Origin of the sequence: Acinetobacter soli (genome assembly GCF_018139125.1) — a bacterium.
GTDB lineage: Bacteria > Pseudomonadota > Gammaproteobacteria > Pseudomonadales > Moraxellaceae > Acinetobacter > Acinetobacter soli.
Window position 1 is genome coordinate 3,168,969 of the sequence record NZ_CP073241.1, and the last position, 13,714, is coordinate 3,182,682.

Sequence of the window (13,714 nt, forward strand, 5' to 3'; positions counted from 1 at the left end):
ATTGATAATTTTTACTCAGTATAAGTTTGAATTCTTAAAAAATAGCCATTTATATTGATTTTTTAATGATGAAGAATCTTACAGTTATTTCACGATAAAGCGGGAACAGAATCAGTAAAACTGCTTTTGTTTTAAACAAAGATACGGTATGATTTCGCCTTCCTTACCTGCAGGTCGGTTTGCAATGGTGCAAACGCGCCGAACAGGTGCCTAAAAGAGGTTACTATGGCTAAGTTAAAAACTCGCCGTGGTGCAGCTAAACGCTTCAAAGCGACTGCAAACGGTTTCAAGCGTAAACAAGCGTTCAAGCGCCACATCTTGACCAAAAAATCTGCGAAACGTATTCGTCAATTACGCGGCTGTGTAATGGTTCATGTTTCTGACATGAATTCAGTTCGTCGTATGTGCCCATACATCTAAGGAGATTATAAATGGCTCGTGTAAAACGTGGTGTAGTGGCTCATCGTCGTCACAAAAAAATTCTTGCTCGCGCTAAAGGTTACTATGGTGCTCGTTCACGCGTTTACCGCGTAGCGTTCCAAGCGGTAATCAAAGCTGGTCAATACGCTTACCGTGACCGTCGTCAGAAGAAACGTCAATTCCGTGCTCTATGGATTGCGCGTATCAACGCGGGTGCTCGTCAAAACGGTTTGTCTTACAGCCGTATGATCGATGGCTTGAAAAAAGCTCAAGTGATCATCGACCGTCGCGTATTAGCTGACATCGCTATGCATGATGCAGTAGCATTTGCTGCTTTAGCTGAAAAAGCGAAAGGCGCTTTGGCTGCATAAGCTAGAGATTCAAAAAAAAGACCGCTTTTTAGCGGTCTTTTTTTATGTCTAAAATGTGCATGAGGTATATCGATCAACTACGCCTCTTTAAGTCCTAAGTCTTGAAAATGACTAAAGATGTACACAATTGCCACAGGATGAATAAGACAGGCTTACATGCTTCTTCATACAGTAATAGGAATACAGTAATAAGAAAAGGAGCGTACGTATGAAAGTATTGGTTGAGGGAATCGAGCAAGGCGCGATTGAAATTGAACTGGGACTATTGCCGCGTTTGGGAGAGAGCATCCGGGTTTTTTATGGGCCAGATGCAGAAGTGGAGGGCGTGGTAGAAGGTGTACATCATGTGATTAATCAACATGATGGCGGTCATAAAATTATTCTTAAAATTAAACCCACCTTTTAAAAGTGCTTAAAGGCTTCTGCACGATTAAGCACCAAGACAGGTATAGTCGACTTATAGCCCAAAATAATAGGCACATGCACAGATAATGATGGTTAAAAGCACCAGTTTAATTACACTGGACGAGCCGACTTTATGTGAATGCTGTGGAGTACTGTTTGCAATCTGCGCGGTTGGCGTATGTGCCAGTTGTGGCTCAAGCGGAGAGGCTACTGGCGCAGCAGGAAGCGGATGTGCCGATTGGTAGTGATTGGCTACGCGTACAATCAGCTTGGCATGCATATCCTCAATTTTTTCGGCAAACTGGCGTAGTGCAATCTGCTCTTCAGGACTGAGCATCTCACCTGTTGCATGATAAGGATGCTGCCGCTTTTGCTGAATAAAATGGCTTAAGCGTTCTACTTTATGGAGTAACTCATGTGCCAGTTGGGCGGGATACTCGCTCGGCAATAGTGGGAGATATTGGCCTGTTGCTTCGCTCGAGGCTAAAGTATCTGTACCATAATAAGGCTTGCCGTTCGACTCAAGATCTACTCCCTGAGCTAAGCGCTGTTCAAATAACTCACGAGATAAAAACGCCGAGATGTCTTTCCAGTTGGCTGTTTCCAGATCGGCTTGAACTTTTTTTGCGAGTTTGTCACTTAAATCGTAGCGCCAAAATGTTGTTTCACGAGTATCGGAACGTTGGTTTAGGGGAATCTCAAAAGCTTGATCACTTAAATACCACTCGGCAAGTTCCTGACCCATAATCCAGGCTGTTTTTTGTGTTTTACTGTGCGTCACCACTACATGACTCGACAGCAACTCAACATTTGGATTTGGATTTTTTTCATCGATCAGTAGATTTGAGGCATGAAGACTAATCCGGTATACGCCTTGCTGTTTAAGCCCTTCAAGCCAAACCTGAAAATGCTGAGCCAGTAAATGCTGTGTGATCAGATCTCGAAAATACAGTGCATGCCGTGTAAAGATGCTGTGCTGCTTCCAGCCTGAAAAGCTAAGATCATGATTCAGATATTCATTGCCATAACTGACCAATGCGAGTTGTTGTTTCCAGATTTGATCAAGTGCCATTGTCGAGTTTCTCATTCACACCAGCGCTCATCTTATACGTTTTATAAATACCCTGCCTAGTAATTTTCCTGCGTTTATGCTTCATCAATCCGTTTAAAAACTGTTAGAATGCAGAGTTTTATTTTCTTTATAACTTTGTTGCTTTGAGAGTTACTATGTCACTGGAAGCCCTGACCACCGAAGCGCTTGCTGCAATAGCAGCGGCTGAAGACCTTGCTGCACTCGATCAAGTACGAGTTTTGTTTACAGGGAAAAAAAGCCAGCTTGCAGAACAATCGAAAGCACTGGGAAAAATGGATCCCGAGCAACGCAAAGTGCAAGGTGCGGCCATTCATGCTGTACGTGAAGCCATCAATGCTGCCTTGACCGAACGCCAAACTGCATTACAACAGGCAGCGTTACAACAAAAACTGGCCAGTGAAATGATTGATATCACCTTGCCGGGCCGCGGCCAGCGCATGGGGAGCATTCATCCGGTCACTCAAGTACAAGAACGAATTTGCCAATTTTTTACTAAAGCTGGTTTTACCGTTGCCACTGGGCCTGAAGTTGAAGATGACTATCATAACTTTGAAGCGTTGAACATTCCGGGGCATCATCCAGCACGTGCAATGCACGATACTTTCTACTTTGATGTGAATCATTTGTTGCGTACGCATACATCGGGTGTACAGATTCGTACCATGGAAACCAGCCAACCCCCGATTCGTATTGTGTGTCCAGGGCGTGTGTATCGTTGTGACTCAGATCAGACGCACTCACCGATGTTCCATCAAATTGAAGGACTTTATGTGGCAGAGCACACCAGCTTTGCTGAGCTTAAAGGGCTGTTGATCAATCTGTTAAATGAATTTTTTGAAAAAGACTTAAAGGTTCGTTTTCGTCCATCTTACTTCCCGTTTACAGAGCCAAGTGCTGAAGTAGACATTATGGATGAACGAGGCCGCTGGTTAGAAGTATTGGGCTGCGGTATGGTGCACCCAAATGTACTGCGTGCTGCAGGCATTGATCCTGAAAAATACAAAGGTTTTGCCTTTGGTTTAGGTGTTGAGCGTTTTGCCATGTTGCGTTACGGCATTAATGACTTACGGATGTTCTATCAAAATGACGTGCGTTTCTTGCGCCAGTTTGCCTAACAGTTTTTCAGGATTAGATTTAAGGTTTTATAAAGATGAAAATTAGTGAAAGTTGGTTACGCACTTGGGTTAATCCAGCCATTGATAGCGAAACGTTGACCGATCAACTGACCATGCTTGGGCTAGAGGTCGATGAGTTGGCACCGATTGCCAAGCCATTTACTGGAGTTGTCGTGGGGGAAGTGTTGAGCGTTGAGCAGCATCCAGATGCAGATCGCTTGCGTGTAACTACGGTCAATATTGGCAATGGTGAGCCATTACAAATTGTATGTGGTGCACCCAATGTACGTGTAGGCATGAAAGCACCAGTTGCGACCATTGGTGCGGTATTGCCGGGTGATTTTAAAATTAAAAAGGGCAAGCTACGCGGTATTGAATCGCAAGGCATGCTGTGCGGTGCATCTGAGATCGATCTTGAAGATAAAATCGATGGGTTACTCGAATTGCCACAAGATGCACCTGTGGGCACCAACATCCGCGACTATTTGAAGCTGGATGATCATGTAATTGATATCAGTATCACGCCAAATCGCGGTGATTGTTTTAGTATTCGTGGTATTGCACGTGAAATCGGTGTCATTAACCAGTTAACGGTTACGCCACCTGCTATTGCAGCGGTTGAATCTAGCATTTTAGAACAAAAGCAGGTTCATCTCGCGACAGATGGTGCGCCACGTTATTTGGGCCGTGCCATTAAAAATGTCAACGTGCAAGCACAAACGCCTGACTGGATGGCACATGCACTTAGCTGCTCAGGTATTCGCACGCACAGTATTCTGGTCGATATCACCAACTATGTGTTGATGGAACTTGGCCAGCCGATGCATGCTTTCGATTTGGCAAAAATCGACGGCGATATTCATGTTCGTCAAGCAGCAGATCAGGAAAAGCTGGTCTTGTTGAATGAGCAAGAAGTTGAGCTGAACCCAGATATTATGGTCATTGCAGACAATAGCAAAGCTTTGGCAATTGCTGGAATTATGGGTGGCCTAGACTCAAGTGTCACTGATGAAACCCGTGATATTTTCCTTGAAAGTGCCTTTTTCGCGCCGCTAGCGATTGCGGGTCGTGCACGTCGTTTCGGTCTGCATACCGATTCATCACAGCGCTATGAGCGTGGGGTCGACTTTGAATTGCCAATGCTGGCGATGCATCGCGCCAGTGAATTGATTCAGCAATATGCCGGTGGTGAGTTTGGACCAATCAGCGTGGCTGAAAAAGCAGAGCTATTGCCAAAGCGTGATCCGATTACGCTGCATCAATCGCAAGTCGATGCATTACTTGGATATCGTGTCGAAACCGATTTTATTACCGATGCACTACAGCGTTTAGGTTGTGAAGTGACTGTGGTTGCCACAGGCGAATGGCAAGTTGTGCCCCCATCACATCGTTTTGATCTCGCGATTTATCAAGACTTAATTGAAGAAGTTGCGCGTATTCATGGCTACGACAATATCCAGATTGCCTTGCCAAAAATTGATGTTCAGCTTGCACAGTATCAAGATCATCTTGAATTGGCAGCACTGCGTCAAACCGTTGCAACTTTGGGATATCAAGAAGCCATCAGCTTTAGCTTTGCAGACCTCAAGCTTGAAAAGCAGCTCAATCCGAAGGTAAATCCGTTGGCCTTGGCTAATCCGATTTCAAGTGATTTGGCTGTGATGCGCAGTACCTTGCTTTCAAGCTTAATCCCATGTGTGCAACATAACTTGAACCGTCAGCAAAGTCGCGTACGTTTCTTTGAATTGGGGTTGCGATTTGATTATCAGCATGCAGCATCAATTCACGATTTACAGCAGATCCCGACTTTAGCTCTAATTGCGGTTGGCTCACGTACACCGGAGCTCTGGCATGGCAAAGTACAGCCAATGGATTTCTTTGACCTAAAAAATGAAGTCGAGCAAATTTTAGCTGCGGGTCGTCTCAATGTGAGCTATGTTCGTTCAGAGCGTGTTTGGTTGCATCCAGGTCAATCTGCCGAGATTTTAGTCGATGGACAGTCGATTGGTTATTTGGGGCGTTTGCATCCATCATTGGAAAATGAACTAGATTTGGGCACAACATGGGTTGCTGAAATTGATCAGAAGGCGATTTTGCAATCTTATGTATCTAATTTTACAGAATTATCACGTTTTCCATCGGTTCGACGTGATATTGCCTTATTAATCAGTGATAAGATAAATGTGAGCGATATTCAGCAGTTAATTAAACAAACAGGTGGTGATCTACTCGATTCGACTTGGTTGTTTGATGTGTACACGGGTCAAGGTGTTGAACAGGGTAAGCGTTCGCTAGCGTTTGCACTTCTATGGCAGCACCCATCTCGTACGCTTGAAGATGCTGAAATTAAGTCAGGTATGGATAATATAATTCAAGTGTTGGAAAACACTTATCAAGCGACATTGAGGGCCTCATGACAGCATTAACAAAAGCAGACATGGCAGATCATTTAAGCGAACTCACAAGCCTAAATCGCCGCGAAGCGAAACAAATGGTCGAGTTATTTTTTGATGAAATTAGCCAAGCGTTGATTACAGGCGAACACGTAAAACTTTCTGGGTTTGGTAATTTTGAATTGCGTGACAAACGTGAGCGCCCGGGTCGTAATCCTAAGACGGGAGAGGAAATTCCGATTTCTGCCCGTCGCGTTGTGACTTTTAGAGCGGGTCAGAAATTTAGACAGCGCGTAGGAAATGAGCAGGAATAACCTGCTCATTTTTTTATTCTTCTTTTAAATGCTGATGCTATATTGGCCATGTGTTGAGCTGTGTACGTCGAGTAATTGATTTGATTGTGTCGATTTGGTGATCAAATTTTCTTGATCACCAGACATAAAAAAAGAGAGCCATAAGGCTCTCTTTTTTTCAAATAATCTAAAATCTAGATTATTTAGCAGCAGCTGAAGAAGCAGCTTGAGCAGCGTCAGTAGCAGCAGCAGCAGCGTTAGTTGCAGCGTCAGCAGCAGCAGCAGCAGAAGCAGGAGCTGAAGTAGCAGCAGCGTCTACAGCAGCTTGAGCTTCAGAAGCAGCAGCAGTTGCTTGAGAAGCAGCTGTGTTAGCGTCAGCAGCAGCTTGTTCAGTTTTCTTTGCACAACCAACGAAAGCTAAAGTAGTAGCGATAGCAGCAGCAATTGCGATTTTCTTGAATAACATGGCATCACTCTCATAAAAAAATTGAGATTAAAAAAAACCTACGTTAGCCTGTTTGTGCTTTAATTATTCCTAAAACGTGGTTAGGTAACAACGCATAGAGCAGTCTAACTGGTCTGCGGATATGCTATCACTGCCCTTTGCGAATTACTACTGCCTGATGTGAAAAAGTGGCTAAAAAAACGATAAAATTGTCTGATTTTTAACAGAAAATAACAATCAAGACTGAATTTTATATTGGATGAACACGGGTTAACTAGTTAAATTTTATACAGTTTTTATAATTGAAGATGATATTAATCAAGTGCTTACACGAAATTTAACATAGAAAACCGTCAATTGTATATTTATGTAAATTAAGTCAACCAAACAAAAAAGGCCGTCGTTATAGACAGCCTAGATTGAGTGTTCGCAGCAAAAACTTAGTTTGCGGCTTTACGCTTCATTTGGTCAAAGAAATCATCATTGGTTTTGGTTTCTTTCATACGATCCAGTAAGAACTCCATTGCAGCAAGCTCATCCATAGGATGAAGCAATTTACGCAAGATCCAGACTTTACGCAGGTTATCTTCGTCCATCAGGCGTTCTTCACGACGCGTACCAGATTTCTTGATATTCATCGCAGGGAAGACACGCTTTTCAGCAATACGGCGATCTAGGGTAATCTCTTGGTTGCCTGTACCTTTGAATTCTTCGTAGATCACATCATCCATTTTACTGCCAGTTTCAATTAAGGCAGTTGAGATGATGGTCAGTGAACCACCTTCTTCTATATTACGTGCAGCACCAAAGAAACGCTTTGGACGCTCAAGTGCATGCGCATCGACACCACCAGTCAAGACTTTACCCGATGATGGAATCACTGTGTTATACGCACGTGCAAGGCGGGTAATCGAGTCAAGCAAAATCACCACATCTTTTTTGTGTTCAACCAAGCGTTTGGCTTTTTCAATCACCATTTCGGCCACTTGAACATGACGTGCAGGTGATTCATCAAAGGTTGAAGCAACCACTTCACCGCGTACGGTACGTTCCATTTCGGTGACTTCTTCTGGACGTTCGTCGATCAGAAGAACAATCAGGAACACTTCTGGGTTATTGCGAACAATCGATTGTGCAATACTTTGCAACAACATGGTTTTACCGGCTTTTGGCGGCGCAACGATAATTGAACGCTGACCTTTACCAATCGGTGCGATTAAGTCGACTACACGCGTCGTTAAATCTTCGGTGGTGCCGTTACCCAGCTCCATCACCAGTTGTTCGGTTGGGAAAAGCGGTGTGAGGTTTTCAAATAAAATTTTATTACGCGAGTTTTCAGGCGTATCGTAGTTAATCTGGTTAACTTTAAGCAATGCAAAGTAACGTTCACCTTCTTTAGGTGGGCGAATCGTTCCTGTGATGGTGTCACCGGTGCGTAAGTTAAAGCGACGGATCTGGGACGGGCTCACATAAATGTCGTCTGGACCTGCCAGATAAGAACCAGCAGCTGAACGTAAAAAACCAAAACCATCAGTGAGAATTTCGAGAACACCGTCGCCAAAAATCTCTTCGCCATTCATTGCATGACGTTTCAAGATGGCAAAGATAATATCTTGCTTGCGGTTACGAGCCATACCTTCAAGGCCCATAAACTCTGCAATCTTAATGAGTTCGCCAATCGGTTTTTTCTTGAGTTCGGTTAAATTCATAAGTGGTCAGATAGATAAAAGGAGTGTGTGGAGCACAGAAATGGAAAGAGATAAAGGTCAGCCGCAAGCATTCAAATGACGATAAGAATCGCACTTGCATAATCACAAACGCAGAAGTTTGTTTGGTTATTTCAGTATAGAAATAGATGAAGCAATTTCTGTTGCCGAGCGGCGATCTTATGTTTTGTGTCTTGCGAAAAGGAGGCAAATGAAGTGATTTTCCTTCAGCACTTCCTGCTCAAGAACTATAAGTCAGATCAGGGTAATTGTCAATTTCCATGCAAAAAAAATACGCTATCGAACAATAGCGTATTTGATGATGATGCGTATAAATCGGCTTATACGTTGTCATCGATAAATGCAGCAAGTTTTGAACGCGGTGCAGCGCCAACTTGTTGAGCAACCACTTCACCATCTTTGAAAAGTAAAAGTGCAGGGATGTTGCGAATGTTGTATTTCACTGCAGTATCTTCACATGCAGTTACATCCACTTTTACAATTTTGACTTTACCTTCGTATTCACGAGACAGGTCTTCAAGAACAGGTGCAATTGCTTTACAAGGTGCACACCAGCCTGCCCAGAAATCTACAAGAACGGGAGTTTCAGCATCTAAAACGTCTGCTTGGAAGTTAGCATCAGTTGTATTTACAATAGTGGCAGACATAGGTCGCTCCAAATTTATTTTTTGCGGATATAGAAGTTAGACAAATACAGAAATTAAGTATGACATAACCTTCTAGATCAATATAAGGGTTGATTCGTATTATTCAAGGTTATGTGAATTTTGTCTAATGGATGCTTGCGATACTTGTAATCGTAATCCACTATCGTAAAATGGCGATCTAAGGGGAAATCAAGCTTAAAAGATCAGCGAAATGGCTTTTCAATTGGGTGCGTGTGAATTAATCTTAGCGACAATTTTATAAAGGTTTATATCAATAATGGCTGATTTTTTGATAGATGAAGAATTACTTGCTGCCATCGATATGGGATCGAACAGTTTTCACTTGGCCATTGCACGTGTAGATCATGGCGAAGTAAAAAAAGTGGCTTCTATGTCAGAAAAGGTTCAGCTGGCAGCGGGCCTAGATGAAAATAAAAATTTAACCGAAGCTGCACAACAGCGGGGACTTGCATGTCTGGCTCGTTTTGTCGGACGTTTAGGGTCGGTGCAGCCCAACCGTTTACGAATCGTGGCGACCAATGCGCTTCGACAAGCCAAAAATGGTCATGAATTTATTCAGCGTGCGGCTGAAATTTTACCTAAACCCATTGAAATTATTGCAGGGCGTGAAGAAGCTCGCCTGATTTACTTGGGCGTATCGCATACCATGGCCAATGGTGGGCGTCGTTTGGTCGTCGACATTGGCGGCGGGTCGACCGAATTTATTATTGGCGAAGAATTTGAGCCGATTCAAACTGAATCCTTACAAATGGGCTGTGTGGCATTTACTAAAGCTTATTTCGCTGAAGGGGAAATCAGCGCCAAGATTTTTGATAAGGCTGTCGTGGCTGCACGCAAAGAGCTTTCGGCAATTGCCAATATCTATAAAGCTGAAGGGTGGGATACCGTTGTGGGATCCAGCGGTACCATCAAGGCGGCCAAACAGATCATGGTCAATATGGGGCTAAGCGACGAGCAAGAAAATGTAACGCGTGAGGGCCTTGAAAAATTAAAAGACAAATTATTGAAGTTTCGTCATATCAGTGAAATTGATTTTGAGGGACTAAAAGAAGATCGACGAGCAGTTTTGCCAGCTGGATTGGCCATTTTGTTCGCAGTATTTGATGTTTTGAATATTGATAAACTCGCTTATTCAGACGGCGCACTGCGTGAAGGGGTGATGTACGATCTGCTTGGGCGCTTCAAACATGAAGACATTCGTGACCGCAGTGTACAGGCCTTAATGGGGCGCTACAATGCCGACACCAAACAGGCCGAGCGAGTGGTGAATACTGCACAGCAACTCTTTGATCATGTTGCTGGTCGTCTGGATTTACTCAGTGAAGACAGTGACTTATTGCGTCGCGCTGCCTATTTACACGAAATTGGTTTGGCCATCAGTCATGGTGGATACCATCGCCATGGTGCATATTTATTGCAACATTCTGATATTCCCGGCTTTTCACAAATTGACCAAAACCATCTGTCGCATCTGGTTGCACACCATCGCCGTAAATTGCGCAGTGATGTTAAAACCGATGTTTTAAAGGTGGGTGGGGTCAAACTGATGTATTTATGTTTACTTCTTCGCCTTGCTGTTTTACTCAACCATAGTCGCAGTGATCAGATGCTTCCTGCCATTGAATTAAACATTGTAAATGATCAACAATGGCAACTTAGCGTTTCTGGTGATGCCAAACAATGGCCATTGCTGGTTGCCGATTTGCATGATGAGCAAGAGCAATTTAAGCACTGGGACATTGAGTTGAATATTCAGTCGGAAAAATTTATCGATTAACTCGATTTGGTTAATTTAGGGATAATGCTCGACTTATGAAAAATAAAGCTGCTCAGTCTAAAGCGTGGACAACGGTTCAAATTGCGCGACATCCAGATCGTCCGCAGTTTTTAGATTATGTCGGTGAAATCTTCACTGAATTTGATGCGCTGCACGGTGACCGTCTATTTGGTGATGACGGTGCGATGGTGGGTGGTTTGGCTCGCTTTGAAGGTCGTCCTGTGATGGTCGTGGGTCAACATCGTGGCCGTAGTACACGTGAAAAACTCAAGCACAACTTCGGGATGTGTAATCCTGAAGGCTACCGCAAATCACAACGTTTGCTCGATATGGCAGAACGTTTTAACCTGCCGGTATTTACGTTTATTGACACCATGGGTGCTTATCCGGGTGTAGGTGCAGAAGAGCGCGGTCAAGCTGAAGCAATTGCAACCAGTTTGGCACAGCTTTCAAGCCTAAAAGTACCTGTGATTGCTACCGTATTGGGTGAAGGTGGTTCAGGTGGTGCACTTGGAATTGGTGTGGCAGACCGCGTTATCATGTTATCGCACAGTATTTATTCAGTGATTTCACCTGAAGGCTGCGCATCGATTTTGTGGAAAACGGCTGAAAAAGCAGAACAAGCCAGTGATGCTTTGGCATTGACCGCAGATAAACTACAAAAAATCGGTATTGTAGAGTATGTGGTCGATGAAGGTGAAGGCGCGCATGTCAATCCAGATCAGGTTATGCAAAATCTGCAAGTCGTGTTAAAACAAGCGCTCGATGAATTGCTAGCTATGGATGCAGATGAACGATGCGAAGCGCGTTACCAACGTTTAATGAAATTTGGCAGCGAAAATTTAGGCATCGCCTCTTAATACAGGCCCAGCAATTCTCTGCTGATTCGGTCTTTCTCATTGGATGCAGTGGTGGTATGGATTCCATGCTACTGCTGCATGTAATGTCTGAACTCTTTCCTCATAACATTCGTGCCATTTATATCGACCATCAGCTGCAATCGAGCAGCCGTGCATGGGGCGATTTTATCCAGAATTTTGCACAGCAACGCCAGATTCCAGTCACCATCCAACCCGTCGATGTTGAGGCAGGCAACCTTGAAAATCAGGCACGCCAAGCACGTTATGCTGCCTTTTTACGCCATGCACAGCCCAACGATATTCTGGTGTTGGCACATCATCAAAACGATCAGGCCGAAACCGTATTACTCCGCCTCCTTTCAGGCACTGGTGTTCAGGGCTTAGCGGCCATGAAGGAACACGATCACATTCAGACACTTCGTCGCTGGCGTCCTTTTTTATCACTGTCTCGGCAGCAGATTCAGGCGTGGGTAGATCAACTTGCATTGCCTTATGTACAAGATGAGACCAATTTTGACACACGCTATGATCGTGCTTGGTGTCGGGAGCAGCTTTGGCCGCTACTGGAACAACGCTTTCCCAAGATGCAAGACGCGGTTGCGCGTACCAGTGTATTGATGCAAGACGCGCAAACCATTTTAGATGAGGTATTGCAACAAGATTTAGCTGCCACGGGTTCGGACAACCATCTGATGCTGCAACCATTTTTACAGCTTTCAGCTGCCCGCCAAAGGCAGCTGTTATCGTTTTGGATGAAAGGCAAAGAAACGTACAGGCCTTCTCTGGATATGGTGAATCGTCTGCAAGAGGAAGTCATTCACGCTAAAGCCGATGCTCAAGCTGCCTTACATTGGAACGGTTTTTATTATGTTCGCTATCAGCAGATTTTGCATCGTATTGCACATGCCGCTTATACCGCTCAAACATTGCCTCAGCAGCAAACACTTGCTGACTTGAAACTCGATCACATGCTTGAGTTGTCATCGGGTCGTTATATCTTAAAAGCAGCAGATATTGGACTATCTAAAGCTCTTCTGGCACGTGAGCTCACTGTGCTTGCACGTCAGGGCGGCGAAAAGATTCATCTTTATGGTCGGGTTGGACATTGGCCACTTAAAAAAGCGATTCAAGACGCACAAATTTTCCCTTGGTTACGTCACACAATTCAAATATTGCTGGTAGATAATGTTATGCTAGGGGTTTTTACGCCCAATGGGTTTTGGCTGGCACAATCTGACTATTGTGAAGTCGGGGGATGGCAACCTTATTTAATTTCTGACGTCAATCATTTGCGAGTTGAGCATAATTCATGAGTGCGACATTAAATTCAAATATCACATTTATTGGTGGTGGTAATATGGCGCAAGCCCTGATTGGGGGGCTGGTTGCGCGTGGATTACCCTCAACTCGGATTACCGTTTCTGATCCGGTCGAAGCAATTCGCCAAGTACTTCAAGAAAAAGAAATTCATGCCATCGATGATAATCTTCAAGCGATTAAAAATGCAGATGTTGTGGTATTGGCTGTTAAACCGCAGGTATTGGCTCAGGTACTTAAGCCGCTTCAAGGCTTGTTTGAAGATAAACTGATTGTGTCTGTGATTGCTGGTGCAGAGATTGCAACGATTGCAGCTTTAACCGGAGCCGAGCGTATTGTGCGTGTAATGCCCAATACACCTGCTTTGGTACAAACGGGTGCACATGGCTTGTATGCACACGAGATAGTCAGTGCAAAAGATCGTGAACTGGCTAGCCAAATTCTAGCAGCTACAGGTCTGACCATCTGGGTACAGTCTGAGGCACAGATCGATGCAGTCACAGCGGTTTCTGGCTCTGGTCCGGCGTACTTTTTTTACCTGATGGAAAGCATGATCCGTGCGGGTAAAAACATGGGACTAGATGAAAAAGTTGCCACCGCATTGACGCTGCAAACCGCATTGGGTGCAGCGCAAATGGCCATTACCAGTTCGAGCACTCCGTCTGAGTTAAGAAAAAATGTGACTTCTCCAAACGGAACGACTCAGGCCGCACTTGAAGTATTTGATCGTGCTCAAATCTCTCAAAATATTCAGGCTGCGCTTGCCGCAGCGCAAAAAAGAAGTCAAGAGTTAGCCCGCGAGCTCAGCGACAGCACCAAAACGACTTAAG

Annotated in this window: 14 protein-coding genes; 10 read left to right on the forward strand and 4 right to left on the reverse strand. The window is 44.2% G+C overall.

Features of this window, described 5'->3' with window-relative positions:
• The first annotated feature begins 225 nt into the window (after positions 1-225).
• From rpmI to KCV09_RS14650, 3 genes are all read left to right on the forward strand, one after another.
• Positions 226-420 carry a 50S ribosomal protein L35 gene (rpmI, locus tag KCV09_RS14640; protein WP_002054552.1) on the forward strand — a complete coding sequence of 65 codons (195 nt, stop codon included), beginning with the start codon at positions 226-228 and terminating at the stop codon, positions 418-420.
• Between the two features lie 11 nt (positions 421-431).
• Entirely contained in the window at positions 432-791 is a 360-nt protein-coding gene (gene rplT, locus KCV09_RS14645; protein WP_000124858.1) for a 50S ribosomal protein L20, read from the forward strand.
• A 208-nt stretch (positions 792-999) separates the two neighbouring features.
• Positions 1,000-1,197 carry a hypothetical protein gene (locus KCV09_RS14650; protein ID WP_004940467.1) on the forward strand — a complete coding sequence of 66 codons (198 nt, stop codon included), beginning with the start codon at positions 1,000-1,002 and terminating at the stop codon, positions 1,195-1,197.
• A 51-nt stretch (positions 1,198-1,248) separates the two neighbouring features.
• On the opposite strand, the gene KCV09_RS14655 is transcribed toward KCV09_RS14650, so the two are convergent.
• Positions 1,249-2,268 carry a hypothetical protein gene (locus KCV09_RS14655; RefSeq protein WP_151814881.1) on the reverse strand — a complete coding sequence of 340 codons (1,020 nt, stop codon included), beginning with the start codon at positions 2,266-2,268 and terminating at the stop codon, positions 1,249-1,251.
• Between the two features lie 155 nt (positions 2,269-2,423).
• Between KCV09_RS14655 and pheS the strand changes: the two genes are divergently transcribed.
• From pheS to KCV09_RS14670, 3 genes are read left to right on the forward strand one after another with little or no spacing between them, the layout of a single operon-like run.
• On the forward strand, positions 2,424-3,404 hold the full coding sequence (gene pheS, locus KCV09_RS14660; protein WP_004940464.1) for a phenylalanine--tRNA ligase subunit alpha: 981 nt from the start codon (positions 2,424-2,426) through the stop codon (positions 3,402-3,404).
• A gap of 35 nt (positions 3,405-3,439) precedes the next feature.
• Complete coding sequence (gene pheT / locus KCV09_RS14665; RefSeq protein WP_151814882.1) at positions 3,440-5,821, forward strand: phenylalanine--tRNA ligase subunit beta; 2,382 nt, start codon at positions 3,440-3,442, stop codon at positions 5,819-5,821.
• Complete coding sequence (locus KCV09_RS14670; protein ID WP_004940460.1) at positions 5,818-6,111, forward strand: integration host factor subunit alpha; 294 nt, start codon at positions 5,818-5,820, stop codon at positions 6,109-6,111. The genes pheT and KCV09_RS14670 overlap by 4 nt, the downstream gene beginning before the upstream one ends.
• A 178-nt stretch (positions 6,112-6,289) precedes the next feature.
• Here the strand turns inward: KCV09_RS14670 and KCV09_RS14675 are convergent, their stop codons facing one another.
• The 3 genes from KCV09_RS14675 to trxA form a co-directional block, all read right to left on the reverse strand.
• Positions 6,290-6,556 carry a hypothetical protein gene (locus KCV09_RS14675; protein ID WP_004940457.1) on the reverse strand — a complete coding sequence of 89 codons (267 nt, stop codon included), beginning with the start codon at positions 6,554-6,556 and terminating at the stop codon, positions 6,290-6,292.
• Positions 6,557-6,975: 419 nt separating this feature from the next.
• The gene (rho, locus tag KCV09_RS14680; protein WP_004940453.1) at positions 6,976-8,244 is read right to left on the reverse strand and encodes a transcription termination factor Rho; all 1,269 of its coding nucleotides are present in this window, start codon (positions 8,242-8,244) and stop codon (positions 6,976-6,978) included.
• A 338-nt stretch (positions 8,245-8,582) separates the two neighbouring features.
• The gene (trxA, locus tag KCV09_RS14685) at positions 8,583-8,909 is read right to left on the reverse strand and encodes a thioredoxin (RefSeq protein ID WP_004940451.1); all 327 of its coding nucleotides are present in this window, start codon (positions 8,907-8,909) and stop codon (positions 8,583-8,585) included.
• A 277-nt stretch (positions 8,910-9,186) separates the two neighbouring features.
• Here trxA and ppx point away from each other — a divergent pair, with 277 nt between their 5' ends.
• Genes ppx through proC form a run of 4 tightly spaced genes read left to right on the forward strand, consistent with a single transcriptional unit; the run spans position 9,187 to position 13,713 of the window.
• The gene (gene ppx / locus KCV09_RS14690) at positions 9,187-10,707 is read left to right on the forward strand and encodes an exopolyphosphatase (protein WP_025096103.1); all 1,521 of its coding nucleotides are present in this window, start codon (positions 9,187-9,189) and stop codon (positions 10,705-10,707) included.
• A 35-nt stretch (positions 10,708-10,742) separates the two neighbouring features.
• Complete coding sequence (locus KCV09_RS14695; protein WP_004940445.1) at positions 10,743-11,567, forward strand: acetyl-CoA carboxylase carboxyltransferase subunit alpha; 825 nt, start codon at positions 10,743-10,745, stop codon at positions 11,565-11,567.
• Positions 11,504-12,880: a tRNA lysidine(34) synthetase TilS gene (gene tilS / locus KCV09_RS14700; protein WP_151814883.1), complete on the forward strand. Its 1,377-nt coding sequence runs from the start codon at positions 11,504-11,506 to the stop codon at positions 12,878-12,880. Before KCV09_RS14695 ends, tilS begins: the two co-directional genes overlap by 64 nt.
• Positions 12,877-13,713: a pyrroline-5-carboxylate reductase gene (gene proC / locus KCV09_RS14705; protein ID WP_151869046.1), complete on the forward strand. Its 837-nt coding sequence runs from the start codon at positions 12,877-12,879 to the stop codon at positions 13,711-13,713. The genes tilS and proC overlap by 4 nt, the downstream gene beginning before the upstream one ends.
• The last annotated feature ends 1 nt before the right edge of the window (position 13,714 follow it).

Excerpts from the sequence above, each read along its gene's own strand:
- rpmI (WP_002054552.1), top strand. The coding sequence starts at position 226 with ATGGCTAAGTTAAAAACTCGCCGTGGTGCAGCTAAACGCTTCAAAGCG.
- rplT (WP_000124858.1), top strand. The coding sequence starts at position 432 with ATGGCTCGTGTAAAACGTGGTGTAGTGGCTCATCGTCGTCACAAAAAA.
- KCV09_RS14650 (WP_004940467.1), top strand. The coding sequence starts at position 1,000 with ATGAAAGTATTGGTTGAGGGAATCGAGCAAGGCGCGATTGAAATTGAA.
- KCV09_RS14655 (WP_151814881.1), bottom strand. The coding sequence starts at position 2,268 with ATGGCACTTGATCAAATCTGGAAACAACAACTCGCATTGGTCAGTTAT.
- pheS (WP_004940464.1), top strand. The coding sequence starts at position 2,424 with ATGTCACTGGAAGCCCTGACCACCGAAGCGCTTGCTGCAATAGCAGCG.
- pheT (WP_151814882.1), top strand. The coding sequence starts at position 3,440 with ATGAAAATTAGTGAAAGTTGGTTACGCACTTGGGTTAATCCAGCCATT.
- KCV09_RS14670 (WP_004940460.1), top strand. The coding sequence starts at position 5,818 with ATGACAGCATTAACAAAAGCAGACATGGCAGATCATTTAAGCGAACTC.
- KCV09_RS14675 (WP_004940457.1), bottom strand. The coding sequence starts at position 6,556 with ATGTTATTCAAGAAAATCGCAATTGCTGCTGCTATCGCTACTACTTTA.
- rho (WP_004940453.1), bottom strand. The coding sequence starts at position 8,244 with ATGAATTTAACCGAACTCAAGAAAAAACCGATTGGCGAACTCATTAAG.
- trxA (WP_004940451.1), bottom strand. The coding sequence starts at position 8,909 with ATGTCTGCCACTATTGTAAATACAACTGATGCTAACTTCCAAGCAGAC.
- ppx (WP_025096103.1), top strand. The coding sequence starts at position 9,187 with ATGGCTGATTTTTTGATAGATGAAGAATTACTTGCTGCCATCGATATG.
- KCV09_RS14695 (WP_004940445.1), top strand. The coding sequence starts at position 10,743 with ATGAAAAATAAAGCTGCTCAGTCTAAAGCGTGGACAACGGTTCAAATT.
- tilS (WP_151814883.1), top strand. The coding sequence starts at position 11,504 with ATGCGAAGCGCGTTACCAACGTTTAATGAAATTTGGCAGCGAAAATTT.
- proC (WP_151869046.1), top strand. The coding sequence starts at position 12,877 with ATGAGTGCGACATTAAATTCAAATATCACATTTATTGGTGGTGGTAAT.